The organism is Testudinibacter sp. P27/CKL/0425, assembly GCF_052931395.1.
This window is the reverse complement of sequence record NZ_CM128801.1, coordinates 707,976-733,757: the sequence shown is the minus strand read 5'-3', so window position 1 is coordinate 733,757 and position 25,782 is coordinate 707,976. Positions and strand designations below refer to the sequence as shown.

At 47.8% G+C, this 25,782-nt stretch carries 24 protein-coding genes, 4 tRNA genes and 1 pseudogene; 9 read left to right on the top strand and 20 right to left on the bottom strand.

Translation table 11 applies throughout. From position 1 onward, the window contains the following. Window positions 1-239: 239 nt before the first annotated feature. The 5 genes from ACUHGC_RS03645 to ACUHGC_RS03625 all read right to left on the bottom strand — a co-directional run bounded on the left by ACUHGC_RS03645 (window position 240) and on the right by ACUHGC_RS03625 (window position 5,685). Window positions 240-1,343: a Gfo/Idh/MocA family protein gene (locus ACUHGC_RS03645; RefSeq protein ID WP_446834309.1), complete on the bottom strand. Its 1,104-nt coding sequence runs from the start codon at window positions 1,341-1,343 to the stop codon at window positions 240-242. Between the two features lie 63 nt (window positions 1,344-1,406). Next, a complete protein-coding gene (locus ACUHGC_RS03640; RefSeq protein WP_446834308.1) occupies window positions 1,407-2,240 on the bottom strand; it encodes a carbohydrate ABC transporter permease in 834 nt (277 codons plus the stop codon). 3 nt (window positions 2,241-2,243) lie between these two features. Then, window positions 2,244-3,122 (bottom strand): carbohydrate ABC transporter permease, encoded by an 879-nt coding sequence (locus ACUHGC_RS03635; protein WP_446834307.1) that lies wholly within the window; start codon window positions 3,120-3,122, stop codon window positions 2,244-2,246. Between the two features lie 94 nt (window positions 3,123-3,216). Next, window positions 3,217-4,566 (bottom strand): ABC transporter substrate-binding protein, encoded by a 1,350-nt coding sequence (locus ACUHGC_RS03630; protein ID WP_446834306.1) that lies wholly within the window; start codon window positions 4,564-4,566, stop codon window positions 3,217-3,219. 18 nt (window positions 4,567-4,584) lie between these two features. Then, window positions 4,585-5,685 carry an ABC transporter ATP-binding protein gene (locus tag ACUHGC_RS03625; RefSeq protein ID WP_446834305.1) on the bottom strand — a complete coding sequence of 367 codons (1,101 nt, stop codon included), beginning with the start codon at window positions 5,683-5,685 and terminating at the stop codon, window positions 4,585-4,587. Between the two features lie 188 nt (window positions 5,686-5,873). On the opposite strand from ACUHGC_RS03625, the gene ACUHGC_RS03620 reads away from it, so the two are divergent. The 4 genes from ACUHGC_RS03620 (at window position 5,874) to recO (ending at window position 9,491) form a co-directional block, all read left to right on the top strand. Beyond that, window positions 5,874-6,776, top strand: a complete 903-nt coding sequence (locus ACUHGC_RS03620; RefSeq protein WP_446834304.1) for a DMT family transporter — start codon at window positions 5,874-5,876, stop codon at window positions 6,774-6,776. Between the two features lie 126 nt (window positions 6,777-6,902). Further along, window positions 6,903-7,604: a FadR/GntR family transcriptional regulator gene (locus ACUHGC_RS03615; protein ID WP_446834303.1), complete on the top strand. Its 702-nt coding sequence runs from the start codon at window positions 6,903-6,905 to the stop codon at window positions 7,602-7,604. Window positions 7,605-7,608: 4 nt separating this feature from the next. Beyond that, window positions 7,609-8,673: a Gfo/Idh/MocA family protein gene (locus ACUHGC_RS03610; RefSeq protein WP_446834302.1), complete on the top strand. Its 1,065-nt coding sequence runs from the start codon at window positions 7,609-7,611 to the stop codon at window positions 8,671-8,673. Window positions 8,674-8,726: 53 nt separating this feature from the next. Then, window positions 8,727-9,491, top strand: a complete 765-nt coding sequence (gene recO, locus ACUHGC_RS03605; protein ID WP_446834828.1) for a DNA repair protein RecO — start codon at window positions 8,727-8,729, stop codon at window positions 9,489-9,491. Between the two features lie 143 nt (window positions 9,492-9,634). Here recO and ACUHGC_RS03600 read toward each other — a convergent pair whose 3' ends face one another. Then, the gene (locus tag ACUHGC_RS03600) at window positions 9,635-10,507 is read right to left on the bottom strand and encodes a LysR family transcriptional regulator (protein WP_446834301.1); all 873 of its coding nucleotides are present in this window, start codon (window positions 10,505-10,507) and stop codon (window positions 9,635-9,637) included. Window positions 10,508-10,601: 94 nt separating this feature from the next. Between ACUHGC_RS03600 and ACUHGC_RS03595 the strand changes: the two genes are divergently transcribed. The 3 genes from ACUHGC_RS03595 to ACUHGC_RS03585 are packed head-to-tail and all read left to right on the top strand — an operon-like array spanning window position 10,602 to window position 11,672. Continuing rightward, window positions 10,602-10,835 (top strand): DUF896 domain-containing protein, encoded by a 234-nt coding sequence (locus ACUHGC_RS03595; protein ID WP_446834300.1) that lies wholly within the window; start codon window positions 10,602-10,604, stop codon window positions 10,833-10,835. A 9-nt stretch (window positions 10,836-10,844) separates the two neighbouring features. After that, on the top strand, window positions 10,845-11,516 hold the full coding sequence (locus tag ACUHGC_RS03590) for a pirin family protein (protein ID WP_446834299.1): 672 nt from the start codon (window positions 10,845-10,847) through the stop codon (window positions 11,514-11,516). 42 nt (window positions 11,517-11,558) lie between these two features. Next, window positions 11,559-11,672: a pirin-like C-terminal cupin domain-containing protein gene (locus tag ACUHGC_RS03585; RefSeq protein ID WP_446834298.1), complete on the top strand. Its 114-nt coding sequence runs from the start codon at window positions 11,559-11,561 to the stop codon at window positions 11,670-11,672. Window positions 11,673-11,734: 62 nt separating this feature from the next. Here ACUHGC_RS03585 and ACUHGC_RS03580 read toward each other — a convergent pair whose 3' ends face one another. From ACUHGC_RS03580 to ACUHGC_RS03565, 4 genes are all read right to left on the bottom strand, one after another. Then, complete coding sequence (locus ACUHGC_RS03580) at window positions 11,735-12,034, bottom strand: type II toxin-antitoxin system RelE/ParE family toxin (RefSeq protein ID WP_446834297.1); 300 nt, start codon at window positions 12,032-12,034, stop codon at window positions 11,735-11,737. Next, entirely contained in the window at window positions 12,022-12,279 is a 258-nt protein-coding gene (locus ACUHGC_RS03575; protein WP_446834296.1) for a type II toxin-antitoxin system Phd/YefM family antitoxin, read from the bottom strand. The genes ACUHGC_RS03580 and ACUHGC_RS03575 overlap by 13 nt, the downstream gene beginning before the upstream one ends. Window positions 12,280-12,358: 79 nt before the next feature. After that, complete coding sequence (locus tag ACUHGC_RS03570; RefSeq protein ID WP_446834295.1) at window positions 12,359-13,975, bottom strand: mucoidy inhibitor MuiA family protein; 1,617 nt, start codon at window positions 13,973-13,975, stop codon at window positions 12,359-12,361. A gap of 10 nt (window positions 13,976-13,985) precedes the next feature. Then, window positions 13,986-14,966 carry an alpha/beta hydrolase fold domain-containing protein gene (locus ACUHGC_RS03565; RefSeq protein ID WP_446834294.1) on the bottom strand — a complete coding sequence of 327 codons (981 nt, stop codon included), beginning with the start codon at window positions 14,964-14,966 and terminating at the stop codon, window positions 13,986-13,988. A gap of 187 nt (window positions 14,967-15,153) precedes the next feature. On the opposite strand from ACUHGC_RS03565, the gene ACUHGC_RS03560 reads away from it, so the two are divergent. After that, window positions 15,154-16,620: a glycoside hydrolase family 1 protein gene (locus tag ACUHGC_RS03560; RefSeq protein ID WP_446834293.1), complete on the top strand. Its 1,467-nt coding sequence runs from the start codon at window positions 15,154-15,156 to the stop codon at window positions 16,618-16,620. A 68-nt stretch (window positions 16,621-16,688) separates the two neighbouring features. Here the strand turns inward: ACUHGC_RS03560 and ACUHGC_RS03555 are convergent, their stop codons facing one another. The 3 genes from ACUHGC_RS03555 to ACUHGC_RS03545 are packed head-to-tail and all read right to left on the bottom strand — an operon-like array spanning window position 16,689 to window position 18,809. Then, window positions 16,689-18,047, bottom strand: a complete 1,359-nt coding sequence (locus ACUHGC_RS03555) for a PTS ascorbate transporter subunit IIC (protein ID WP_446834292.1) — start codon at window positions 18,045-18,047, stop codon at window positions 16,689-16,691. A gap of 26 nt (window positions 18,048-18,073) precedes the next feature. Next, the gene (locus ACUHGC_RS03550) at window positions 18,074-18,343 is read right to left on the bottom strand and encodes a PTS sugar transporter subunit IIB (RefSeq protein WP_446834291.1); all 270 of its coding nucleotides are present in this window, start codon (window positions 18,341-18,343) and stop codon (window positions 18,074-18,076) included. Window positions 18,344-18,368: 25 nt separating this feature from the next. Beyond that, a complete protein-coding gene (locus tag ACUHGC_RS03545) occupies window positions 18,369-18,809 on the bottom strand; it encodes a PTS sugar transporter subunit IIA (protein ID WP_446834290.1) in 441 nt (146 codons plus the stop codon). A gap of 162 nt (window positions 18,810-18,971) precedes the next feature. Between ACUHGC_RS03545 and ACUHGC_RS03540 the strand changes: the two genes are divergently transcribed. Further along, on the top strand, window positions 18,972-19,997 hold the full coding sequence (locus tag ACUHGC_RS03540; protein WP_446834289.1) for a LacI family DNA-binding transcriptional regulator: 1,026 nt from the start codon (window positions 18,972-18,974) through the stop codon (window positions 19,995-19,997). A gap of 562 nt (window positions 19,998-20,559) precedes the next feature. On the opposite strand, the gene tuf is transcribed toward ACUHGC_RS03540, so the two are convergent. The 7 genes and pseudogenes from tuf to ACUHGC_RS03505 all read right to left on the bottom strand — a co-directional run bounded on the left by tuf (window position 20,560) and on the right by ACUHGC_RS03505 (window position 25,737). Then, the gene (tuf, locus tag ACUHGC_RS03535; protein WP_446833822.1) at window positions 20,560-21,744 is read right to left on the bottom strand and encodes an elongation factor Tu; all 1,185 of its coding nucleotides are present in this window, start codon (window positions 21,742-21,744) and stop codon (window positions 20,560-20,562) included. A gap of 104 nt (window positions 21,745-21,848) precedes the next feature. Continuing rightward, window positions 21,849-21,924 (bottom strand) — tRNA-Thr (locus tag ACUHGC_RS03530). A gap of 3 nt (window positions 21,925-21,927) precedes the next feature. Next, window positions 21,928-22,002: transfer RNA gene (locus ACUHGC_RS03525), tRNA-Gly, on the bottom strand. Between the two features lie 45 nt (window positions 22,003-22,047). Then, window positions 22,048-22,132: transfer RNA gene (locus ACUHGC_RS03520), tRNA-Tyr, on the bottom strand. A gap of 17 nt (window positions 22,133-22,149) precedes the next feature. Next, a tRNA-Thr gene (locus tag ACUHGC_RS03515) sits at window positions 22,150-22,225 on the bottom strand. 173 nt (window positions 22,226-22,398) lie between these two features. Continuing rightward, the gene (locus tag ACUHGC_RS03510; protein ID WP_446834288.1) at window positions 22,399-23,928 is read right to left on the bottom strand and encodes a YifB family Mg chelatase-like AAA ATPase; all 1,530 of its coding nucleotides are present in this window, start codon (window positions 23,926-23,928) and stop codon (window positions 22,399-22,401) included. Between the two features lie 141 nt (window positions 23,929-24,069). Then, a pseudogene (locus ACUHGC_RS03505) lies at window positions 24,070-25,737 on the bottom strand (ABC transporter ATP-binding protein/permease). Window positions 25,738-25,782 lie beyond the last annotated feature (45 nt).

The window sequence follows — 25,782 nt, the reverse complement described above, 5'->3', positions numbered from 1 at the left end:
TTTTATTTCAGACATTCATCAGACAACATCTCAATAAAAATCATCCTTATCTAATTTATTATTAATAACCCCCCACTCCGATTGATTATTAATCTATCATTCAAAAATGGAATCTCACGATATTATTGATTTAATTAAACACCAAAATAAGCACGAATTAGCTATCACACCATTGGCATTAAGTCGATTTATGATAAAAGCAAACCGCACTTTGGATTCAAAGTACGGTCTGTGGCAAGTTAAGCGATAATTTCGCTCAAGGCGACTTTACGGTTCTCATAACGCGATTTGGTGCAAGCGTCCGCCGTGGCGATGGCGGCACGGGCGGCTTCGCCGGTCAGGAGTTTGACAAACTCTTCTGTCGGTGCCATGCCGTGCATAATGTCGTTTAAGTATTTCATTTCTTTGCGCATCACCCCATTGAGCCACAATGGGGTGCGTTTCCCCGGTTGTCCATATTGGATTGCGCCGTCCATGCAAGTGCCGGTATAAATTTGAGTGCGGTTGTCATCTTCCTCTTGGGTTTCGTGGATTAAGAAATGTGAGTCTTCGCCGTTGACTCGCAACGTGCCGCCGCAGTGGTACATATCCAGTTTAATCGCCCCTTTCTCACCTTGAATCAGCACATAATGCTCGCCCCAGCGGAACGCTGATCCCCACTCTAGCACGGCAAAACAATTGTCATCAAACTCCAGATTCAAAAACAACATATCGTCTTCGTCGCCAAACTTTTCACCACGATGCGCCACATTGCCAGCAGTCATGGTTACTGTTTTCGGCATGCCGCCCATAATAAATTGCACGCAGTCCAGTTCGTGAATATGGTGGTAAAGATGTCCGCCTGATTTTTCACGAATTTTCTTCCATGACACGCTCGGTTGTTCATCTTCCCAGCCGTTGCGTGCAGAGTGGCAATACAGCACTTTACCGATCACGCCCTGTTGAATCAGCTCTTTGGCGTGTTGCACGCCATTGAAGAAGTTCATAATATGCCCAGCCATAAAGGTTACGCCGTTTTGCTCACAAGCTCGCACCATGTCATCGCAATCTTGATAGCTCAAGGCAATCGGTTTTTCACAGAACACATGTTTTTTATGTTTTGCCGCCAGTAACACCGGCTCTTTATGTAAATAGTTCGGGGTTGCTACGATCACGCAATCAACATCATCACGGTTGATTGCCGATTCCAGATCCGACGCATATTCACAGCCTAACTCTTCGGCAATCGTTTCACCGTTATTCGGATCATACACCACCGTCACGTTGGCTTGGTCGTTTTCATTCATAATACGGGCGAGATCGGCACCAAAATACCCCACCCCAATAACTGCATAGTTAATCATTTTGTTTCTCCTAAAAATAATAATAAGCTGTAAGTGGATATTGCATTGTGTAGATAATCTTGTTTATTTCACCGATCCTTCCGATAGTCCTCCGGCAATTTTGTTCTGAATAAAGCAGAAGAAAAGCACTGACGGTACAACAACCAGCACCGACGCTGCCATCATATCGCCCCAATCGAGAATTTCTGCGCCGTTTAAGGAGCGCAACGCCACAGCTACGGTCATTTTGCTGGTGTCGTTGACTAAGATCAGGGCATACAGGAATTCATTCCAAGCGTTGATAAAGGTGTAGATCGCCGTTGCCACAATCCCCGGTGCGACCAACGGCAACACAATTTTGAAGAACACGGTGAATTTATTCGCTCCGTCAATCCGTGCCGCTTCTTCAATTTCAATCGGCACGGTGCGGAAGAAACCGACCAACAACCAAACGGCGTATGGCACACTGAACGAGAGATAAACAATAATCAAACCGGTGGTGGTATTGGTCAGCCCCACTTTTGCCATTGCAATCGAATAGGGAATCGCCAGTAAAATCGGCGGAAAAATATAGGTCGTGACCAGTAATTTCGACATAATTGCGCCCAATTTCGGGAAAAAGCGCACAATGCCGTATGCCGCCATCGATGAGATGATGATCGCAATCACTGTGGTGACCAGCGCAATAAATAGGCTGTTTTTGATATTCACCGCAAAATTCAGATTATTTATCACGTTGTCAAAATAGTCTAAGGTGAAGACTTTCGGCCAAAAGCGGGTCGGATCACTGGTCAGTTCACCCTTGCCTTTGATCGAGGAAATCACAATCCACACCAGAGGGAACACGGCAATCACCGTCGATACAGCTAAAAACAGGTGTGCCAGTAAATCTCCAATCAGCGATTTTTGCTTTTTCATATGCTATTCCCCCTCTTTTTCCCAACGGTTAATCACTTTGAAGTAGATAAAGCAGATCAACAGCAGGAAGATAAATAACAGGACGGTTACCGCAGAAGAGCGTCCCAGTAGTTTGGTTCCCCAACCCATGTTGTAGGCATAAATCGGTAGTGTCATGGTCGAGTTGGCAGGGCCGCCGCCAGTGATCAGATAGATAATATCGAAGTTGTTAAACACCCAAACCGTTCTTAACACCACCAATAAGCCGATCACCACCTTAATGTGCGGCAGCGTGATATGGCGGAAAACCTGCCAAGCATTTGCGCCGTCAATCCGTGCCGCTTCGTATTGTTCAACCGACACTGTTTGCAGGGCTGAAAGTACATTCACCATAATCAACGGTGCGCCAAACCAGATATTGATAAACACTAAACTGACGAATGCCCACGTGCTGTCGGATAAAAAGTTAGGCGCCATCTCCATCAAGCCTAATTTCTCAATCATGTTCGGCAAATAGCCGTACACGCCGTTTAAGATCCACTGCCATGAGAACGCAATCACAATGGTCGGGAACGCCCACGGAATAATCAGCAGGATTTTATAGAGCCATTGCAAATGGCGAATGCGGTGTAACGCCATTGCCAGTGCAAAGCCCATCAGGACTTGCCCGACTAACGACAATACCGTCCATTTAATCGAGTTTAAAAATGACCACCAAAAATTGGGATCGGCCAATACCGCACGGTAGTTATCAAAACCAACAAAGGTGTAGTACGGCATCACCAGATTTTTGTTGGTGAAGCTGTAAAAAATGCTGGATAAAAACGGATAGATGAATAATGCCGATACGACAATCATTGCAGGCAACACAAAAATCCAGCGGGTATAGTTTTTTTGAATCATAAGTAACCTCCCTCCTGCTGAAACAGGAAATGGAAATAACGTAAACAGGCATTATTTTGTGAATAGCGGCAGCGAACCGCCGCTATCGACAGGACTAATGTGCAGTCACCGTGTCAAACAATTCATTTAATTGTTTCTCGGCTTTCTGTGCTGCCACCATCGGATCGGTTCCGTGGGTCACAATCTCTTGGAACATCGCTTCGATGATATGTTGGTTGGTCAGCAGTCCGCCTTGCACGCTCGGGCCGTGTTCATAGCCGATTGCAGTACCGGTTTTAACCGCACTTTCAATCACACTTTCCGCATGGGCAAATTGCTTGATGATAGGATTTTCTTTATACGCCGGATCATCGGAAATCCCGCTAACAGCCGGCAGCATACCGACCGGAACCGAACTCAGGAACTGAATGTAACGATCTTTCTGATATAAGGTTTCGATAAACGCTTTGCTGATCTCAGGGTGCTTGCTGTTTTTCCATACCACCATCGGAATATTCGCTGTCTCTAATCCATAATCCGGATCGCTAGATTTAATTTTAGGTACTGGATAAGCATCGACATATTCCAATAATTGTGGGGAGTTTGCTTGCACGCCACCGATTTGGAAGCCAGAGTTAAAATCAAATGCAGTTTTGCCTTGATAATAGAGCGTCGCTTGTTGCAACACGTTGTAATTAATCGAGTCTTTTGGCGAGGTTTCTTGATACATTTTCACCCAGTATTTAATCCCGTCTTGCGCTAACGGGCTGGTTAAATCGACTTTCAAATCCGGTGTCAGCAACGTGCCGCCACCACTTTTGACATAAAGATTCAGAAAACGCGTCGCAATAAAATCATTGGTTCCCATCGGCACCGATAAACCGTAAACCCCATCTTTAGTCAGCATTTTAGCGGCTTGGTATAATTCGTCCCATGTTTGCGGCACTTGCAAATTATGTTGTTCCAATAAATCCTTACGAATCCACATCACCTGTGCATGAGAATAGAGCGGGATAGAATAATTTTGCGCATCAACCGTGCCCTCATTAATCGCTGCCGCAGAGAATTTATCACGTCCAATACTGTCGATCAGATCATTCACTGGTTGTAATGCGCCGACATTGATCATCTCCACCACTTGATTAGGCAATGCGGTGCTCATGTCCGGCACATTGCCTGAAGCAAGCCCTGTGGTCCATTTGGTATAAAAATCGTTCCAAGAGAAGGTTTCAATTTTAATTTTCACCTGTGGGTGTTGCTGCATAAAATCATTGGCAGCCGCTTGAATCACTTCTAAACGAGGGCCCTGAGTGAAGGAGTGCCAAACGGTAATATTGCCTGCCATTTCGCCGTTATTTGCCCCAACCGCACTTGCCGCCTCAGTTTTGCTATCATCACAGCCACTGAGCATAAACGCCCCGAACATCAGCGCCGCTGTAGCCGTAACCAATTTTTTCACTTTCATGGAATGCTCCTTGTCTTGTTATAATAGAGATTGCTCAGTTTGCGGATCAAAAAAATGAGCACGTTTCATATCGAAGGCTAAACTGATGTTCTCCCCCATTTTGATTTGTTGCCGTGAATGCACCACCGCCTTAATCGCTTGCTGCCCGATCTGCGTGTGTACGATATATTCTGCGCCCAATAACTCGGCAACATTCACGGTCGAATTGATCATCGCTTTTTGGTAGCTGCCGAGCAGCAGCGGTTCATTCGAAATATTTTCCGGCCGAATCCCCAAAATCACCGCTTTGCCGACCGCACTTTGCTGCTGTAGTCGTTGATATATCTCATCGGGAATGTAGAGACGCTGATTGTCTGGCGTGACAAAATAGCCGTCGGCAATCGTGCCGTGTAGGAAATTCATGGTCGGCGAGCCGATAAAACCCGCCACAAACAGATTATCCGGGTGATCATAAATCGCTTTCGGTGAACCAATCTGTTTCACAACACCGGCGCTCATCACCACAATCCGATCCGCCATGGTCATGGCTTCGGTTTGATCGTGCGTCACGTAAACCGTTGTGGCATTCAGTTTTTTATGGATACGGATAATTTCTGCCCGCATGTTGCCACGCAGTTTGGCATCTAAATTTGACAGCGGTTCGTCCATTAAAAAGACTTTCGGTGAACGCACAATCGTTCTACCGAGCGCCACTCGTTGACGTTGACCGCCTGACAACGCCTTTGGTTTGCGATCAAGTAATTGCTCTAAGCCCAAAATCGCCGCCGCTTCCCTGACTTTGCGATCAATTTCGCTTTTCGACACTTTGCGCAATTTCAGTGCAAACGCCATATTGTCGTAAACACTCATATGCGGATACAATGCATAGGATTGAAAGACCATCGCAATGTCCCGATCTTTCGCTTCTACATGGTTGACCAGTCGATCATCAATATAAAATTCACCGTCAGAAATATCTTCAAGCCCTGCGATCATGCGCAGTGTTGTTGATTTCCCGCAGCCAGATGGACCGACCAATGCAATAAATTCTTTGTCGGCGACTTCCAGATTAAAATCCTGCACCGCTTCAAATCCATTGCTGTAACGTTTATAAATATGACTTAAGGATAAAGTTGCCATTTTGCTTCCTTGATGTGTTAATTCAATATATTCTGACAGACACAGGAAATATGTTTTAGAATAGAACCATAAATATAAGACATCATATCTCTATAATGACTTAGACATATGATGTCTTATGTTGAAGTAAAATAAAACGATCCAGATCACAATTTAAACAATTGCTCGCAAAAAATTTGAGGATTGATATGGTTACTCCTTCGTTGTTCGCCACATTGTATATTCTGCTGATGGGCATCGGCTTTCCGATCATGCGCTACATGAGCCTACATATTGAAACGGTTAACAATAACGCCGTGCGTTTTTTATCCGGCGGCTGCCTATTGTTGTTGCTTTGTTTATTTAAATTTCGCACTCCGCTGCAAGCTTTGCTCCACTCACCTCGCCAACTGCCGCTGCTCCTGTTGTTAGCCGTACTGATGACCGGCAATATGTATTTTTTTATCAATGGCATTCAGGCAACTTCCGCCCTGACAGGCAGCATTTTTGGTGTATCGGCAATGCCGTTGGCTATTTTTGTTGCAGCAATCTGCTATCCGGACGAACGCCAACGGCTGAAAAACCGCACTTTTTATCTCGGCAGCCTGTTCGCTCTCCTTGGCTCACTGTTGTTTATTGTCTATGCCGAACAACGCCAACACGGCACTGATTTTGTGCAGGGCGCAATTTGGTTAACCATCGCTATTTCCATTCAGTCAGTACAAAATTTACTGGTCAAACGGGTCGCCAAACAGCTACACACCGTTGTGATCAGCACCGTGGTTGCCACGTTTTCCGGTTTACTATTCCTGTTTTTTGCCTGCTATAGCGGAAAAATCATCGAATTAAAACAGGTTAGTGAAGGGCTATTGATCGGGCTGGGGCTAGCCGGGATGTACGGGATTCTGACCGGAATGCTGATGGCATTTTATATCGTACAAAAGCAGGGAGTTGTTGCATTTAATATCATTCAATTGCTGATTCCGATTTCAGCCGCTATCATGGCGTATCTGCTGTTGGGTGAAAAAATCAATGTTTACCAATCGGTTAGCAGTTTACTGGTGATTTTCGGCTGTGCACTGGCACTGAAACCCAAAGTAGCCAAGCCGTAAGCCGCATAATTCTTTAACCGCACTGGCAAGATTCACCTGACAGAGAGGGCAAAATAGTTTACTATTAACATAAACATAAGACATCATATATCTATTGACGTTTCATTCAAACCGATATTTTCTGACATGAAAAAACTGACTAAAAAAGCGGCAACATTGGCGTTGCAAGAAAAGATCAAAACACTGATTTTAGAACATCATCTGAAACCGGGCGATTTGATGCCGACAGAAAGCGAATTAATCGAGACGCTGGGCGTGAGCCGCTCCAGTTTGCGAGAAGCGATTAAATCACTGGAAGCCTTGCATATTCTCGACATTCATCACGGTATCGGTACGTTTGTCGGCGAATCCTCACTGGTACCGATGATCCGTGGTTTGGCATTTCATGCACAATTACACCTGCATAATGATGTGAAATGTCTGCTTGATATTCTCGATGTGCGGGAAATTTTGCAATACGGCTTTGCCCCGATTGCGCTGGCAAAAATTACTGATACACAGGTAGAACAACTGCTACAACTGGTCACCGTAATTGAGCACAATGCCCGTAGTGCCGCTTTTTCTGAGGAAGAAGAACGGCAGGTGCATCTTTTGGTTTATCAAGCGGTAGAAAATCATCTGTTGTCGCAATATCTTGATGCGTTCTGGCAGATTTACCGCTTGTTGGAACATGAATTGCCGCCTAGCCAAATCAGCCCCACCGCCACCGCAATTCAATATCGGGAATGGGTCGATGCCATTGAAGCTCGGGATCTAGAACGTATGCAACACGCTATTTTGCTCTATTTTCAGGGCGTCAGACAGCGTTTAACCGCAAAGGAAGCGTAACACGATGAATACCACTAAAATCGCCTTAATCGGCTGCGGATTCTTTGGTCAGCAATTGGCTATCGGTTTTCATAAAAACGGTGCTGAATTGGTCGGCGTCACCGACATCAATCAGCAACTTGCCGTTAACCTAGCCACCAAACTCAATACTACCGCCTATCTAAGCCACGAAGAGATGCTGGCAACCCAGCCTGATTTGGTGCTGATCGCAACCTACAACTCTGCACACCGCAACGTTGCCGAAGCGGCACTCAATGCCGGAAGTGCGGTTTTTATCGAAACCCCGTTTGCCACAGAAACCGCTGATTGCCATCACCTTTTAACTCTGGCGCGACAGGTGAAAAAACCGGTCTTTATCGGACACGTGTTGCGCACGTTGCCGGGTTTGCTGAAAGCCAAACAGTTGATTGAAGCCAACACACTGGGCAAAATCACCGTTGCCCGAGCCAATCGCCAGCGCTGGATCGACTCCGCTCGTGATAAAGACTGGTGGAAAAACGACATCAATTTGACCGGCGGCAAACTGTTACATGAAATTCACGAACTGGATCTGTTGTGTTGGTTATTGGGCGAAGTAGATTCAGTATATGCGCAGTCAACCAATCGAGCGCACCCCGACACACCGGATAATCACGATATTATTCAGCTGCTGTTGCAATTTAAAAACGGCGTTTTCGGATCATTGGAAATGGGAACGGCCTACCGCCTGCATGAATGGGGCATTGCTATTCACGGTGAACTGGGTTCGCTGGTGGTCAATTTTTTCACTTCAACTTTAACACTCTCGTTTGCTGACGGACACCGGCAACAATACAGCCTGTATGATGAATTTGAAGCGGATTTATCCCTGCGTGAAAACGGCAAAAGCATACAAAAATACAACCAAACTCACGGATTATGCCCGTTTTGGCTCAGTCGGGCGGTCGAAATCGAAGCCCTCAGCGTGCTACAACATTTACAGCAAAAACAGACCAGCGTGTTACACGATGCGCCGATGCGTGCGGTTTGTGTTGCCGTCGCCGCCAAACAATCCATTCGGGAAAAAGCCTTGATTAAGGTCGAATATTGAGTATTTTCGCCGGTACAGTTTGTAGCGGCAAGCAATTGATTTGACGGAGTAGCATCATCGAAACATGGCAGCGTGGGTTTGTGTTGCATCGCAGGCCTTATAATGAAACCAGTCTGTTGGTCGATCTCTTCACCGAAGAGAGCGGGCGTTTGACTGTGTTGACGAAAGGCGCACGGGCGAAGCGTTCGGCGTTGAAAAGCCTGTTGCAGCCGTTCACACCGCTGTTGCTGCGTTGGTCGGGGCGTGGCGACTTGAAAATTTTGACCAAAGCGGAAGCGGCGTCGTTAGCCTTGCCGCTAGCGCATACCGCACTTTACAGCGCATTTTATGTCAATGAGTTAATCGCACGGGTGATTGAAACCGAAACCGCTTATCCGCAACTGTTTCAAGATTATCTCGGCTGTCTGACCGCACTTGCTATCCAACAAACGCCGCACACCGCCGACGCTGCGGGGCTAAATGCTTCAGGGCTAAGTGCGATTGAACCGGCGCTGCGCAAGTTTGAATTTCAACTGCTACACACCCTCGGCTACGGCGTGGACTTTCTGCATTGCGCCGGTTCAGGGCAAGCGGTCGATCCGCAAATGAGCTATCAATATCAGGCGGAAAAAGGCTTTATCGCCTCACTGTTGAAAAACAACAACACCTTTTACGGCGATGAGTTGCTGGCATTTGCTGCGTTGGAATTTGAGCAGAAGCACGTTCTGCAAGCCGCCAAACGCTTCACCCGCATGGCATTAAAACCCTACCTCGGCAGCCAGCCGTTGAAAAGCCGTGAGCTGTTTCAGACAATTCTGCCGAGGAATTTGAAAGGCTGAGTTAGCCCTTACACGACGCACCCGCTTTGTGTAGTTTGGATAACGCTTGCAAGATAAATAGCGCAACCGACTGAATGCTCACCACAATCAACAGCACGACCAAAAAAGGATTAATTTTTTACAAAGCGAGTAAAACAATCATCTTATTCAGTAAAAAGCGACGCCATAAATTCGACAAAACTGCGCACTGTCGGCACAAAACCGCGATTTTTATAATAAATGGCATACAGTGGCACCGATTCCAACTGCCAGTCGGGCAGTAACCGAACCCGTTCGGCATTGTGCAGCATGCCCATTTCAGGCAACAGTGCAATGCCGATGTGATCATCAACCAATCTTGCCAATAGATCCGCATCGTTGGCGGAAACCCGTTTGGCGGCGGTGACTTTTTCCGTTTTGCCTGCTTGATGAAACTGCCACTCCCGCCCGTCGCTTTTATGTAACAGCGTGTGTGCCGCCAGCTCACTCGGCGTTTGCGGCGTGCCCTGTTGCTGCAAATAGGTGGGCGAAGCGTACACGCCGAGCGAAATCATGCCGACCTGCTTTGCCACCAGATCCTCTTGTTGCGGCAGCCCAATACGCAGTGCAATATCCACGCCGTCTTGAATCATATTCACCCGCCGATTATCCATGCTGATATCCAACGCCACATCGGGATAACGGCGCAAATACTCGCTCAAGTGCGGTGCAACGCAGTGGTGCAGCACTTCGCTGGAAACGGAAATCCGCAGCAAGCCGCGCGGCGTGCCTAAACTCTGTGCCACGCTGCCAACGGCATTATCGGCACATTCCAACATCATCACCGCATGGCGGTAAAACGGCTCGCCCAGCTCGTTCAACCGCACGCCGTTGCGCCCGCGATCGATCAATTTACTGCCAAGTGCGGTTTCCAATTCGGTTAAACGGCGGCTTAAGCGGGACTTCGGCAAGTGCAATAATTCGGCGGCACGGCTTAAGCTGCCAGCCTGCACCGTGGCGACAAAAAAACGCATATCGTTCAAATCAATTCGTTCCATTTTTGCAACCTTACGTTTAATTTTTCAATCTTGTTCATATAATGAAACCATTATAAACTGTGCCACATCAAGACAGCAACGTTTAGGAGGCGTTATGCGAATTTTAGAATTGGATCGAATCAATGAGCTCGCCCGCAAAGCGAGAAATACCGCACTTTCAGCGGCAGAACTGGCTGAACGTGATGAATTAAGACAACGTTATCTGCGCGCAATTCGCGGACAGATGAACAACATTTTATCGACCGTCAGCGTGCTAGATCCGCTCGGCAACGATGTAACCCCGGAAAAACTGCGCCAAGCACAACGCAACGGTATGATGACAAACTAAGGAGAAATTATGAGTACTATTAACACGATTTATTCCGCCCCAAGCAAACACTGGGTCGGTGACGGCTTTTATGTTTCACCACTGTTTTCACATATGGCAAACGACAAATTCACCAGTCCGTTTTTGATGCTGGATTATGCGATGCCGCAAAAATTCGCACCGAATGAAGCAAATCCGCGTGGTGTGGGCGCTCACCCGCACGCCGGATTTGAAACCGTGACTATCGCATTGCAAGGCGAAGTGGAACACCGTGACAGCACCGGCAACGGCGGCGTGATCGGCACCGGCGACGTGCAATGGATGACTGCCGGTCGTGGCATTGTGCACCAAGAGTTTCACAGCGAACGCTTCAGCCGTGAAGGCGGCATGTTTGAAATGTTGCAATTTTGGGTGAATTTGCCTGCCAAAGATAAAAACACCCCAGCGGCTTACCAAAGCATTACTGCCGCCAGCATTCCGGTTATCACATTGGCGGATAATGCGGGGCAAGTGCGGATTATCGCAGGCGATTATCAAGGACAAAAAGGCGCAGCTCGCACCTTCACCGAGTTGAATATGTGGGAAATCGATCTGAATGCCGACAGCCAAACCGCACTTGAAGTGCCTGCCAATCATAATCTGATGTTAGTGGCACTGCGCGGATTAATGATGACAAAGTCGCACGTCCAACCGAATTGGTAACGTTCAATATGGAAAGCGGCGCAATCCGCCTGCAAGCGGGCGATGAAGCGGCAAAACTGGTATTTCGCCGCCCACGGTCCGTTTGTGATGAACAGCCGTGAAGAACTGTTGGAAAAATTCCAAGCCTTCAATCGCGGCGAGTTTGGGGATCTGTAAACCAAACTAAAACCAAAGTGCGGTCGGCAAACAGCCTGACCGCACTTTTTTGTTTGCTTCCGTTATAGCGACAACATAAAACGACGCAAATCCTGTTCTTGCCGCATAACAAATAGAATCACAACAACATTCGTTTGCTGTTTATAAAAAATACGGCAAGGCGGTACAACAATTTCTCGATAGTTCAAGTGCGGTAACTCTGGCGGAATACGCCCCGAATCAGGGAAATCCTGCAAGCGTCCGACTTTATTAAACGCCGTTTTAACTAGCTTCTTTGCCGCAGTGGGATTATGCAATGCAATATATTCGGCAATATAATTTAAATCGGTTAACGCCGGTTTTGTCCAAATTATTTCAGCCATTTCGCCATGCTATCCTGCGCCATACCATGCGACAGCACCTCTTGCTCGGCAAGTGCGCGCTCACCGCGGGCAATTCCCTCTAAAATCGCCAATCTCTGCTGCATAAATTGGTAATCATCAACTGCCAACAAATAGGCTGCCGGTTTGCCATATTCGGTGATCAGCACCGGCTCCTTGCTCTGATTCAAATCCGCTAAAATTTGCGTTGCCTGCCGCTTAAGCGAGGTGACTAATTCCACTTTCATACGTTAATCCTTCGTCGTCAACAAGTGATACTATAGTATCACTTGTTGAGCGAGTCAATGATTAAAAACCGCACTTTCCCTACAACCCTTCAAGCTGTTTATCTTGCGGATATTGCAAACTAAAGGCTTTTTCCACTCGTTGCTTGCTGTTTGGCGCGAGGGTGATTTTTTGTTGGTAGCGACCGTTGTCGTCGAGGGTGACGTTTTTCAAATTCGGTTCGCTGACCGTGACCACAAGCTTTTGCTGCACACTTTGCGGAATGCGGTCGTACACTACCACTTCGACCGCTTGCGGGCGGTTGTTTTGCAGGGTGTAGCCGCTGCTGATTCGCACCACTTTGGATTTATTGATTAAGCCGCTGTTTTCCTCGTTGCGTTTGAGCGGTTCGGCTTGAACGCTGATGGTTTGATCTTCGCCGATCAGCTGCTTAAACTCTTCGCCCGGCAATAGGGTCGGCAAGTAACCAGAACCGATCACCTGTCCGTCGTAAGAAGTGCGCAGACTGCCGCCCAGCAGCGGATAATCCTGCTGGTTTTTGCCGCTGACCGTCAGCAACACTTTCTGCTGATAGCCCGGATAAAACGCATATTCGGCACTGACCGGCTGCGCTGTTTGCGCGATCACCACATTTTGCGCACTGTTGCTGCTGAGCAAATTCACCGTGCCAGAAATTTCAAACTGCGAGGCGATCGTGCCGCTTTCAATCATCATCGGCTGTGGTGCCGCCAATTCCAACACTTCGGCGCCGTCCATCGCAGCAACCGCACTTTTGTGCTGCATCGCCACTGCCCTTGGCTGCTGTAGGTTGTACGGCTGATAGAAATCGATCAACCAAGGCTCAACTTGCGGCGCTTCGCCGACTTGTATCGGATTGGCGCTGGATAAAATCAGTTTCACATTCTGCCAATCCTCATTGCTGTTCTGCCGGATGCTGGCGGCATATTGCAGGCTTAACTGGTTGTTTTCACTGTTATAATCCAGCTGATACTGCGGTTGCCACGAAGCATTGACCGTGTTGTACGCCAACTTAAGCGTTTGCTTGCCGCTATCCGCCGCCTGTACCTGCACCCGAACAACGCGCTGCATCAAACCCTGATCTCCGCCTAAGCGCTGATACTCCTGCTGCAACTGTTCCAGTTTGCGTTGTTCATCTTGTTGGCGTGATACAAGCCAACTTTTTTCGCCGGTTAACTCGGCATAAGTGGTGCGCGAAAATTTCTGCAACTGACTAAAATCTTCAAACGAAACGCTTTGTACCGCACTTTGCCCGTTCAGCCGCCCATGTTGTAAGGTTTGCAGCAAGGAAAACTGATTTTCAAGCATTGCCAACTGATCGGCAATTTTCTGTAACTCCGACTGCTGTGCGCTAATTTCCTGTTGCAGCTCACGCAACAAACTTGCCGAATGCTGCCGCGCAGACCGCACTTCACTGTCTATTGAGAGCACCGTCAAACCGCGGTTGCCTTCGGCACTAAACTGCAGTGAACTCTCTTCCAAACTGAGCGGCAGATTGGCAAACTGCAATTCGTGCGTGCCGGGGTTTAAATGAACTTCAGCGCGGCGTTCTACTTTTGCCAAATGTTGATACAGCGTGACCTGCTCGATGCTGGAGTCAATTTTTTCGATCGCCGCCAGGCTCTGAGCGCTGCAAAGTGCGGTCGCGACGGCAAGTGAAGTCAATACGGTTTTTTGCATCATTCAATCCTCATTTTGCTGACGGTTTAAATTGTTGGTTTAAGAAATCAATCATCACCTTGACCACTTGCGGCTGCGCCCAGTAGATACCGGCATGATCGGCGCTTTTCACTACATAACGCTGCGCGCTAACGCCTTTTTCCTGCAAGGCTGCAAATAAAATCTCGGTCTGGCTCGGTGAAACCAGCAGATCCGCATCGCCGTGCATTAATAAAAACGGCGGCGTGCGGTTGGAAATATGGCTAATCGGGTTGGCTTGCGCCGCCAATTCCGGCGTGGATTTCACCGCACCACCGGCGGCAAACGGCGGTATTCCGTTCAGCATTAACGCTTCCGAGACATTATCACGATCGTGCAATGCCTGCACTTCCGCCGCATAATCCGCGCCGATTTGGGTTAAATCGGACAAGCCGTAAATATCAATTGCCGCCTGCACCGCACTGCTTTGATCCAGATTTTCACCCAGATCAAATTGGCGATCGCCGTTGGTGGTGGCGGCAAGTGCGGCAAAATAACCGCCCGCCGACTCGCCCATCACTGCGATTTTATCTTTATCAATGCCAAATTCTTCGGCGTGCGCCCGCAGATAGCGAACCGCCGATTTCACGTCTAACAGCGGATCAGGGAATTTACCGTGCGGAATATGGCGATATTCGATACTCGCCACCACATAGCCCGCCTCGGCAATCGCCAGCCGCTGCTGAATATAATTTGCTTTCGGCGACATCAGAAAACCGCCGCCGGTCACGAACAGCACCGCCGGCAACCGCTCTTCGGTTTGCGGTTTTAGAATATCCATTTTTAAATTCATCCGCCGCCCCATCACCTGCGGCTGGGCGTAGGTGATATCTTGCAATTCGTTGACTAACGGTTTCTCCACCGCCACTTCAAGTAGTGTGCTTTGCGGCGGCTGCGGATTTAAGTTGGCGCCCGCCGCCAGCGGCAATGCCAGCAAGACCGCACTTGCCCATGTTAAAAGCTGTTGTTTCATTTTATTCTCCAATCAGACGAAAATTTGCATAAATGATTTTAGTTTGACCGCACTTTCGGCGAAAAGTGCGGTATGGTGGAATAAAAGGATTTATCACGCACTCAATATTCATGCTACAGTAAACCGCACTTTCAGGGCGAAGCCGCCCTGTCGTAACCAACAGCATGATGAACATAAGGAAATCAAAATGAGCAGTTTAAAACCTTTCCCATCAAATTTTTTATGGGGTGGCGCCACCGCCGCCAATCAGATTGAAGGCGCATTTGACGCCGACGGCAAAGGGCTGTCCAGCGCAGATATGGTCGCCTATGTGCCGAAAGCCGAACGTGGCGCACACACCGCCTCGATTGAAATCAGTTCGCAGGAGCTGGCGGATATTCTCAGCGGCAAGAAACAAGCCCGCTTTCCAAAACGCGAAGGGATTGATTTTTATCACCATTATAAGCAGGACATTGCGCTGTTGGCGGAAATGGGCTTTAAAATGTTCCGCATTTCGATCCACTGGACGCGGATCTTCCCGAACGGTGATGATCAACAGCCGAACGAAGCCGGCTTGCAATATTATCAAGCGGTGTTTGAAGAAATGCGCAAACACGGCATTGAGCCGATGGTGACACTTTGCCATTATGAAACACCGTTGGGGCTAACCGAAAAATACAACGGCTGGCTAGGGCGTGAAACGGTCGGGCATTTTCTGCGCTATGCCGAAACCGTCTTCACCCGTTATAAAGATTTGGTTAAATATTGGCTGAGCTTTAATGAAATCAATATGATCACCATGCACAGCCCGTTCACCGGCGGCGGCGTGGTGATTGATCGCGTCGCTGAAAGTGAACGTGAGAATGCCAAATATCAAGCGTTGCACCACCAATTCATCGCCAGTGCGCTGGCGACCAAAGCACTGCATGAAATCATTCCCGACGGGCAAATGGGCTGTATGTTAGCACGTCTGCCGCACTATGCTTACAGTGCCGATCCGCAAGATCAGCGTTTGGCACAGTGGCTGAACCAGCAAAACTTATACTTCACCGATGTGCACGCCCGTGGTGAATACCCGAAATATATGCTGCGCCACTGGGCGGAAAATAACGTTAAGATTCAGCAAGAGCCGGGCGATGAGGCAATCTTAAAACAGTATCCGGTCGATTTTATCTCGTTCAGCTACTACGTTTCGCTCTGCGCCACCACCCACGACAATGTGGAGCGCACCGGCGGCAATCTGATGGGCGGGGTGAAAAATCCGTATATCAACGCCTCCGACTGGGGCTGGCAGATCGATCCGGTCGGCTTGCGGATTACCCTGAACGATATGTACGACCGCTATCAAAAACCGCTGTTTATCGTGGAAAACGGCTTGGGCGCTTATGACAAAGTCGAAGCTGACGGCAGCATTCACGACGATTATCGAATTGCGTATCTGCGCGCGCACATTCAGCAAATGCAGGAAGCGATCGGCGACGGTGTCGATCTGCGCGGTTATCTCAGTTGGGGGCCGATTGATTTGGTGAGTATGTCCACTTCGGAAATGTCGAAACGCTACGGCTTTATTTATGTGGATTTAGACGACGACGGCAACGGCACCAAAGCCCGCTCACGCAAAGATTCGTTCTATTGGTATCAAAAAGTGATCGCCAGTAACGGGGCGGAGTTGTAACCGCAGTTTAGCGACAAAAATACCGCACTTGGTATGCCAAGTGCGGTATGGATGAAGCATAACACTGGTTATTGGTTGTCGCCGGCTTGCGGTTTTTTCGCCAAGTAGTTATAAGCCACTAACAACACAAAGATTCCGGTGATGGTTGCGATGATCATGTTCAATGACAAATATTGTGCCATATAGCCTAACGCGATGCCGACGCCGCCGAAATCGGTGTCTGAGAATGTGGTGTTGGCAAAGCCGAGTGAACCTAGCACCGGCAAGAAAACCGGCAGGAAGGTGATTAACACCCCGTGGCAGAATGCGCCCAACATCGCCCCACGACGACCACCGGTGGCATTACCGAACACGCCTGCGGTTGCACCGCAGAAGAAGTGCGGTACTACGCCCGGTAGGATCAGCACCCAACTCAATTGCCCTAAGATAAACAGCCCGACGATTCCGCCCAAAAAGCTGAACAGGAAGCCGATTAACACCGCATTCGGTGCATACGGGAACACAATCGGGCAATCCAGTGCAGGTCTGGCGTTCGGCACTAGTTTTTCAGAAATTCCGGTAAATGCCGGCACGATTTCCGCCAGAATCAAACGTACCCCTGCTAAGATAATATACACCCCGGCAGCAAAGGTGATGCCTTGGATAATCGCATACACCAAATAGTTTTGCCCGCCGCTGAGGTTTTGTTCGATATATTCGCTACCGGACGACAACGCCAGCACCAAGTAAATCACCATCATGGTCAATGAGATAGAAATCGAACTGTCGCGCAGGAAACTGAGGTTTTTCGGCAGGTTGATCTCTTCGGTAGATTTCGAACCTTTCCCGACCGCTTCGCCAATCGCACCGGACAACACATAACCGATAGTGCCGAAATGTCCGAAACCGACTTCATCGCTGCCGGTGATCCGTTTCATATAACGATGCGCAATTGCCGGGGAAAATGCCATAATCAAGCCCAACGTCAGCGATCCGACAAACACTAATTGTACGCCTTCAAAGCCTGCTACAGTTAAAATCACCCCGATCATACACGCCATATAGAAGGTGTGGTGTCCGGTCAGGAAGATGAATTTTAAACGAGTGAAACGCGCCACCACGATATTCGCCAACATTCCGAACTCCATGATCAGCGCAGTTGCAGTGCCGTATTGTTCCAACGCCATTGATACGATTGCTTCATTGTTCGGGATAATCCCTTGCACGTTAAACGCAAATTCAAACATATTGCCGAGCGGATTCAACGAGCCGACCAACACGCCCGCGCCGCCACCTAAAACGATAAAACCGAGAATGGTTTTAATCGTGCCTTTCACCACATCGGGGAAGGCTTTGCGCTGTAGTAGCAAGCCGACTAAAGCGATCACCCCGACCAGAATCGACGGCACTTTCAGAATATCGAGGATAAAAAACAGAATGGATTCCATAGCATAGCTCCTTTGCTGACGCTAAATTAGCGGTTAAAATATTCGCCTAATTTTTGTTCAAATTCTGCGGCACTGACAATATTGGTGACCACTACAATTTTGTCTGCCGGTACGCTGCTGCTTTCGGCAATATCACGCGCCATCACAAAAACATCAGCCTCATTTGGTGTTACTGAGGCTAAATCGGTATGCCCGACTTCCGCTTCGATCCCCAATTTCACCAGCGCTTTTTTGATATTCATTTCCATCATAAAGCTGCTGCCCAGACCGTGTCCGCAAACTGCCATAATTTTCATCGTGTTTCTCCTCTGTTAATAACACTTAATAGCGATGCACTATCTCGGCAATCGCTGTACTGTTTTCCGCCTGAATAATCGCTTCGACCGCACTTTCGTCGGATAACAACTCCGCAACCGCCTCCAGCATATCCAGATGTGAATGATTGTCTTTTGCTACCAATAAAATCACCAGTTTGACCGGATCATTTTCCGAACCAAAATCCACCTCTTGCTTAATCACCAGCAGCGAAAGCGCTTGATCCAGAGCACCGTCTTCCGGTCGGGCGTGTGGCATCGCAATCTGCGGCGCAATCACAAAATACGGCCCGATTTCGTCATACAGGGTAAAAATGCGATCAAGGTAGCGCGCTTCAATCAGCTGCTCTTGCAATAACGGCTCGGCGCACTGTTTCACCGCCTGTTGCCAGTCGGAAACCGTCTCGACTTGTTGAATATGCGCCAAAGGGAGGAAAGATTTCAGCATGGTGACTTCTCCGGATGATTAAGATACCCAGGATGTAAGCGTTGATGTTAGCGCTATCAATCAAATTGATCGTATTTAGTGATAGCGCTAACATTTTTCGGTAAAAAACCTGTTTTAGCTGATTTGTTTGTTATACTGGAATAAAAAACTAAAGGTTGCCCCATGTCTTCCAATACCCCCTCAACACGAACACGACGCACCACCGGCAGAGTAACGCTGGCGGATGTCGCCAAGCGGGTCGGCGTCGGGCAGATGACGGTTTCTCGCGCCTTACGCACGCCCGAGCTGGTTTCCGACAGCCTGCGACACAAAATCGAAAGTACGGTCAAACAACTGGGCTATATTCCCAACTCCGCCGCCAGAGAGCTGGCTTCCGTTTCTTCGCGCAATATCGTGATTATCAGCTCGTCAATCACCTCCAGCGAAAATGCACTGATTTTATCCGCACTGCAAAAAAATCTGAAAAGTGCGAATTTACAACTGATTATTTTAATGCTCAATGATCCCCACTGGATGCAGGCGCTGATTCGCCATGCTCCCGCCGCAATCATTCTACTAAACCTAAACTGTCCGCCAAAAGAAACGGAATGGTTGAAAAACAGTGCGATTCCGGTGATCGAAATCGGAATGCTGCAACCGAGCCCAATTGGCATTAATATCGGGATCGATTGTAAAAGTGCGGTTCAACAGATTGTGCAGTTCCTGCTGAAAAAAGGCTATCGCCAGCTTGGCTTGCTTTCCGCCATGCCGGATCATACGATTTTTCAACAATATTTGGAAAGCTGGCAAAGTGTGCTGCTCAGCCAACATATCAGTCCGCACTTGGTGCTGCACCGCCCGACCGAAACCAACTTCTCAACCGGTGCGGAGCTGTTCAATGACGCACTGTCAGAATGGGGGCAAATTGACGCTTATCTCTTTCTTTCCGATGAACTGGCGTGCGGCGCCTTGTGCGAAATTGCACGTAAGCATATTGCCGTGCCACACCAAGCGGCGATTGTTGGCATCGGCGGTTTAAACATCGGTAGCATCATCCACCCACGCCTGACCACGCTGCAAATTCCGTATGAAAAAATGGGCGAACTAGCGGCGAAAAAGCTGCAAGCGGTGTTGCGACAGGACGCAACGAATCCGGCAAGCGAGCGAATTGCATTGCCGGTGAAACTGCTGGAAAGAAACAGTGCTTAAAACGATGCACCCAACCCCTTAAATCCGAGCTGAAAAAAGTGAGCCGTACCGCACTTGGTGGTTCGGAAAAAGTATAACTGATCGGTTCTGGTAAATTACTCATCAACGCATACGGGAAAATACCGCGAACTTCGGCGCTGGTTTCTGAGCTGCCGTATTTCACAGTTTCATAAATCAGCGGCAGTTGTCCATTATTGATCACACTCGCCTGCCACCAGCCCAATTGGTACGGCACCGCGACGGATTTGCCGTTTAACAAGCTATAATCCTGCGGAAAAAATAACGCATATTCTTGTGCCTGATTATCATCGGTGACGATCAGCAATTGATTTGCCGCGCCCCACAACACGCCGGCGACAATCGCCAAGCCGAGCGCTAAATAACGGTTGATTTTGAGCGAGTTTTTATGGTGGCTGAAACGGAAGATGATCAGTGGCAGCAATACCAATAAAATCAATAATCCATAAAATAGCTTAATTGGCAGCATCTCAATTCCCTTTATCCCAAATAGCAAAAAGGGTGAACAAACTGTTCACCCTCTTATTTATTGTTTTAAAATCAATTATTTGATGATTTTAGCAACAACGCCCGCACCTACTGTACGGCCACCTTCACGAATCGCAAAGCGTAAGCCTTGGTCCATCGCGATTGGGTGAATCAAGCTTACAACCATTTTGATGTTGTCGCCCGGCATTACCATTTCCACGCCTTCCGGTAACTCGATTGTACCGGTTACGTCAGTGGTACGGAAATAGAATTGTGGACGGTAGCCTTTGAAGAATGGCGTGTGACGGCCACCTTCATCTTTAGACAATACGTACACTTCTGATTCGAAGTCAGTGTGCGGCGTGATTGAACCCGGTTTCGCCAAGACTTGACCACGTTCGATTTCTTCACGTTTTGTACCACGCAACAAGGCACCGATGTTCTCACCTGCACGACCTTCGTCTAACAGTTTACGGAACATTTCAACACCCGTTACGGTTGTTTTAGTGGTTTCTTTGATACCTACGATTTCAACTTCGTCACCGGTACGAACGATACCGCGCTCAACACGACCGGTAACTACGGTACCACGGCCTGAAATTGAGAATACGTCTTCGATTGGTAACAAGAACGGTTGGTCAATCGCACGCTCCGGCTCTGGGATGTAAGTATCCAAGTGCTCTGCCAATTCGATGATTTTTGCTTCCCACTCTGCATCGCCTTCCAACGCTTTCAGCGCAGAACCACGAACGATTGGCGTGTCATCGCCCGGGAAATCGTATTGAGACAAAAGTTCACGCACTTCCATTTCAACCAATTCTAATAATTCTTCATCGTCTACCATGTCACATTTGTTCAGGAATACGATGATGTATGGAACGCCTACTTGGCGACCTAACAGGATGTGTTCACGAGTTTGTGGCATTGGGCCGTCTGTTGCCGCAACAACTAAGATAGCGCCGTCCATTTGCGCCGCACCGGTGATCATGTTTTTAACATAGTCGGCGTGTCCCGGGCAGTCAACGTGCGCATAGTGGCGAGTTGGCGTATCGTATTCAACGTGTGAAGTGTTGATGGTGATACCACGTGCTTTTTCTTCCGGTGCGTTATCGATTTGATCGAATGCACGAGCAGCACCGCCGTAGGTTTTTGCCAATACGGTTGTGATTGCAGCGGTTAAAGTTGTTTTACCATGGTCAACGTGGCCGATTGTTCCCACGTTAACGTGCGGTTTTGTACGTTCAAATTTTTCTTTAGACATTTTAGTCCCTCTAAACAAACACGGTTATCGATGGTTCAGTTACCACATTAACCTAATGTAGAAATTGATTTCAACTAAAATGATGGAAGTAACGAGAAAAAGAGTGGTGCTGATAGGCAGATTCGAACTGCCGACCTCACCCTTACCAAGGGTGTGCTCTACCAACTGAGCTATATCAGCGCTTGGAGCGGGCAGCGGGAATCGAACCCGCGTCATCAGCTTGGAAGGCTGAGGTAATAGCCATTATACGATGCCCGCGTTCTTATTCATCTACCCCAATCATTTGGTTTTTGAATTTGAAAATGGTGGAGGGAGAAGGATTCGAACCTTCGAAGGCTGAGCCGGCAGATTTACAGTCTGCTCCCTTTGGCCGCTCGGGAATCCCTCCACGCTATACCTGTTTAATGGTGCCGACTACCGGAATCGAACTGGTGACCTACTGATTACAAGTCAGTTGCTCTACCTACTGAGCTAAGTCGGCGACGCAAACAAGTGAGGCGTATTATAGGGATATAAATTTCCCTGACAAGTATTTTTTGCAAAAAAATCGCAATTTTTCGTTGTTCGATTGCTTTTTAGACAAGATGAAGAAGATTTAAACCGATTCCGTTGACAAAGTGCGGTTCACCGGCTGCTCTTGACCATTTTTTATGCTTAATTTTCATTGCCTAATCGTGCCAACAACCGATCCATTGCGCGATAACCCAATGCCTCGGTCAGGTGTTGGCGTTCGATATTTTCACTTCCTTCTAAATCCGCAATCGTGCGTGACACTTTTAAAATTCGATGATAGGCGCGCACCGATAAGCCTAATTTCAGCAGTGCATTTTCTAGAAATGCGGCATCTTCTGTTTGTAAACGGCAATGCTGTTCCAAGCGTTTACCGCTGAGATGAGCATTAATCACGCCGCTGCGCGCCAACTGAATTTGCTGCACCGCCACCACTTTCGACCGCACTTCGACACTGGTTTCACCGCGATCGCTATGTTGTTGCAAACTGCCCGCCGGCAACAGCGGCACTTCAATCGACAAATCAAAGCGATCTAAAAACGGACCGGATAAGCGGTTAAGATAGCGCATCACCTGTTGAATCGAAGTGCGGTTGTGCACGCCTTGATAGTGCCCCGTCGGGCTCGGATTCATCGCGGCAATCATTTGAAATTTCGCCGGAAACCACACTTTGGCATTGGCGCGCGAAATAATGATCTCGCCCGATTCCAACGGCTCACGCAACGCATCAAGCACCTTGCGCTCAAATTCCGGCAGCTCGTCTAAAAACAGCACGCCATTGTGTGCCAACGAGATTTCACCCGGACGTGGGTTCGAACCACCCCCGACCAACGCCGCCAAAGAGGCGCTGTGATGTGGAGTACGAAACGGACGCTGTCGCCAATCTCGGCTGTGCAGGCAGTTCTGCACCAAACTCGCCACCGCTGCGGTTTCTATCGCTTCCTGATCGTTCATTTCCGGCAAAAGTGCGGTCAAGCAGCTGGCGAGCATGGTTTTTCCGGTGCCGGGCGGCCCTAAAAACAGCAGATTGTGTTGCCCGGCGGCGGCAATCGTCAACGCACGTTTAGCGTGCTGTTGCCCGATAATATCGGTTAAACAACGCGGCTCAATCGCCTCATGATGCTGATGGGCAAATTCACTCAACTGTGCCTGCGGCAATTCGTCTTTATCTTGCAAAAACGCCGCAATTTGCAGTAACGAGTCGGCAAAGTAGGTTTCGTGATCGCTTAGCAATCCGGCCTGTTCAGCATTTTCTGTGGCAATAATCAGCTTGCGCTTGGCTTTTTTGGCTTCAATAACTGCTGGGATCACGCCTTGCGTGCCGCGCAATTCGCCGGTGAGCGCCAGTTCGCCTAAAAATTCGTATTGTCCCAGTTTTTCGCTGGAAATCTGCCCCGATGCCGCCAGCATTCCCAACGCAATCGCCAGATCATAACGCCCGCCCTCTTTCGGCAGATCGGCTGGGGCAAGATTGATGGTGATCCGCGACATCGGGTAGTCAAAGCGTGCATTCAACAATGCACTGCGCACCCGATCACGCGCCTCTTTCACCGCGGTTTCCGGCAAACCGACCAGCGTTAAACCCGGTTTGCCGCGACTCATGTGAACTTCAATGGTGACCAGCGGGGCTTGCACGCCGACGCAGGCACGACTATAAACAATCGCTAATGACATATCGCTTCCGTTTCAAGTTAAATTGAAATGAAAGTATAGAAAAGTGCGGTTTAGACGGAAGATCAGCGAGGAATTTTTGCGATCTGAATTCCAAAATTGATATTCAGACCGCACTGTTAAAGTTAGAGCAGAAAAGCTCAATTAATTCCCTGACGCATAAGCACTTAAATCAATCACTTCATCCGCAAAATGATTTAATGCCGGCTGGTGGGAAATATAAATAACACCGATATTTGGCAATCGCTCTTTGACTAACTGCATTAAAGATTGTGCCGAGTCTAAGTCTAAACTTGAAGTCGCTTCATCTAAATACAATAATTCCGGTTTATTTAATAACACTCGAGCGAAAGCGATTCGCTGCCGCTCGCCGCCTGAAAATATCGTTTGCCATGGACGAATTTCATCTAAGCGATCGCTCCATTCCGCCAATCCAACCGCTTGTAGTGCCTGGTTTAATTCTGTCGTTGAATATCAGGATAACTCAACACATTTGCCAACGTATCGTAATACAAATAGCTACGTTGGGGTATTAGTAATGTTTTTTGCCGTGTCTGTTTGTATTGCCCTTGATAATACTCCCAAATTCCGCTCAAAACCCGAAGCAAAGTGGATTTTCCCAAACCGCTTTTTCCTTGTAATCGCACCCATTTATTCGGCGCTATTGTTAATGATAAATGCTCAAATAAGCGGCTGTGTTCAGGAGTGAATACTGTCAAATCATTAGTTTCTACTGCTTGCTCGGTTGTCTCAATTATTGTTTTAACTGATATTTCCAATTCATCCATTTCTTGTTTTAACTGGCTTAAACGCGAAATTGCCGCTGACCACTTGGGCAATACCGAATAAGCAAAAATAAACCAACTGAACGCATTAATAACGACCCCAAAAGCACTGCGTATCTGCATCACACCACCAAACGTAATGATTTTGGCAAGTAAGAGCGGAATTGAAAATACGACCGGAAGCAAATTGGCAAAACGTCCGTAACCGACCGTAAAAAACCCTAGATTTCGCTCTCTATTCATTAATAAATGCCAGTTATGTACAATATCCTGAAATTTTGTTTTCAGTGTTTGATATTCCGTATTTTCACCTTTATACAGAACTATTTGTTCCGCATTATCTTGCTTACGAATTAGGTCGGTACGAAAATTTGCCTCGAAAACTTGTTGATGATAATTGTAGATGTGTAACTTTTTCCCAATTAAATGGGTGATTATCGTGCCCAAGACAGAATAAATTAAAGCAACCCAAACTAAAATAGCCTTTTACGACAATGCTGTAGCCAAAAAAGGTAAACGTCGGTGCGCCGGACAGCCCCCACAAGATCACTAAAAAAGAATAAAGCTGGATCATGTTAAACAAAAAAGAAACTGTTAATTCAATGCTGTATTCAATAAAAATACGCACATCCTCGGCAATACGCTGATCAGGATTATCCATTTTCTTTTTGTAGGCTAGCTTATAGAAAACCTGATTAGCCAACCACTGTTTGATAAATTGATCTGTCATTGCTTCCCGCCAGCGGATAATCAATAACTTTCGCAACCAGGTGCGGTAAACATTGACAACGATAAAAATCACTAAATAAATAGAATATTCCGTAAGTAAGGAATAAATTTTATCAATATCCAATGCAGTAAGCGTGTCGTAAAAAACTTTACTCCACTCATTAATTTGAACATTTAGCCAGGCAATCAATGAGCCGATGCCAACCACCACGATTAATAAGACCCATGCAAGCCACTGGCTTTTCTTTCCCCAAAATGGTTTACAAAGGGAAAACAGGCGAATAAAAAACTGCTTCATTTTTTTGCTCTCAAGTAGGCAAGCTCACCAACACATAGTTAGCGA

Bases quoted from the DNA above. Each gene is read 5' to 3' on its own strand.
- ACUHGC_RS03585 (WP_446834298.1), top strand. From the start codon at position 11,559: ATGAAGCGGCAAAACTGGTATTTCGCCGCCCACGGTCCGTTTGTGATG.
- ACUHGC_RS03540 (WP_446834289.1), top strand. From the start codon at position 18,972: ATGTCTTCCAATACCCCCTCAACACGAACACGACGCACCACCGGCAGA.
- ACUHGC_RS03510 (WP_446834288.1), bottom strand. From the start codon at position 23,928: ATGTCATTAGCGATTGTTTATAGTCGTGCCTGCGTCGGCGTGCAAGCC.
- ACUHGC_RS03640 (WP_446834308.1), bottom strand. From the start codon at position 2,240: ATGAAAAAGCAAAAATCGCTGATTGGAGATTTACTGGCACACCTGTTT.
- ACUHGC_RS03620 (WP_446834304.1), top strand. From the start codon at position 5,874: ATGGTTACTCCTTCGTTGTTCGCCACATTGTATATTCTGCTGATGGGC.
- ACUHGC_RS03635 (WP_446834307.1), bottom strand. From the start codon at position 3,122: ATGATTCAAAAAAACTATACCCGCTGGATTTTTGTGTTGCCTGCAATG.
- ACUHGC_RS03610 (WP_446834302.1), top strand. From the start codon at position 7,609: ATGAATACCACTAAAATCGCCTTAATCGGCTGCGGATTCTTTGGTCAG.
- ACUHGC_RS03575 (WP_446834296.1), bottom strand. From the start codon at position 12,279: ATGAAAGTGGAATTAGTCACCTCGCTTAAGCGGCAGGCAACGCAAATT.
- ACUHGC_RS03570 (WP_446834295.1), bottom strand. From the start codon at position 13,975: ATGCAAAAAACCGTATTGACTTCACTTGCCGTCGCGACCGCACTTTGC.
- ACUHGC_RS03595 (WP_446834300.1), top strand. From the start codon at position 10,602: ATGCGAATTTTAGAATTGGATCGAATCAATGAGCTCGCCCGCAAAGCG.
- ACUHGC_RS03580 (WP_446834297.1), bottom strand. From the start codon at position 12,034: ATGGCTGAAATAATTTGGACAAAACCGGCGTTAACCGATTTAAATTAT.
- ACUHGC_RS03565 (WP_446834294.1), bottom strand. From the start codon at position 14,966: ATGAAACAACAGCTTTTAACATGGGCAAGTGCGGTCTTGCTGGCATTG.
- ACUHGC_RS03545 (WP_446834290.1), bottom strand. From the start codon at position 18,809: ATGCTGAAATCTTTCCTCCCTTTGGCGCATATTCAACAAGTCGAGACG.
- ACUHGC_RS03590 (WP_446834299.1), top strand. From the start codon at position 10,845: ATGAGTACTATTAACACGATTTATTCCGCCCCAAGCAAACACTGGGTC.
- ACUHGC_RS03550 (WP_446834291.1), bottom strand. From the start codon at position 18,343: ATGAAAATTATGGCAGTTTGCGGACACGGTCTGGGCAGCAGCTTTATG.
- ACUHGC_RS03555 (WP_446834292.1), bottom strand. From the start codon at position 18,047: ATGGAATCCATTCTGTTTTTTATCCTCGATATTCTGAAAGTGCCGTCG.
- tuf (WP_446833822.1), bottom strand. From the start codon at position 21,744: ATGTCTAAAGAAAAATTTGAACGTACAAAACCGCACGTTAACGTGGGA.
- ACUHGC_RS03600 (WP_446834301.1), bottom strand. From the start codon at position 10,507: ATGGAACGAATTGATTTGAACGATATGCGTTTTTTTGTCGCCACGGTG.
- ACUHGC_RS03630 (WP_446834306.1), bottom strand. From the start codon at position 4,566: ATGAAAGTGAAAAAATTGGTTACGGCTACAGCGGCGCTGATGTTCGGG.
- ACUHGC_RS03615 (WP_446834303.1), top strand. From the start codon at position 6,903: ATGAAAAAACTGACTAAAAAAGCGGCAACATTGGCGTTGCAAGAAAAG.
- ACUHGC_RS03560 (WP_446834293.1), top strand. From the start codon at position 15,154: ATGAGCAGTTTAAAACCTTTCCCATCAAATTTTTTATGGGGTGGCGCC.
- ACUHGC_RS03625 (WP_446834305.1), bottom strand. From the start codon at position 5,685: ATGGCAACTTTATCCTTAAGTCATATTTATAAACGTTACAGCAATGGA.
- ACUHGC_RS03645 (WP_446834309.1), bottom strand. From the start codon at position 1,343: ATGATTAACTATGCAGTTATTGGGGTGGGGTATTTTGGTGCCGATCTC.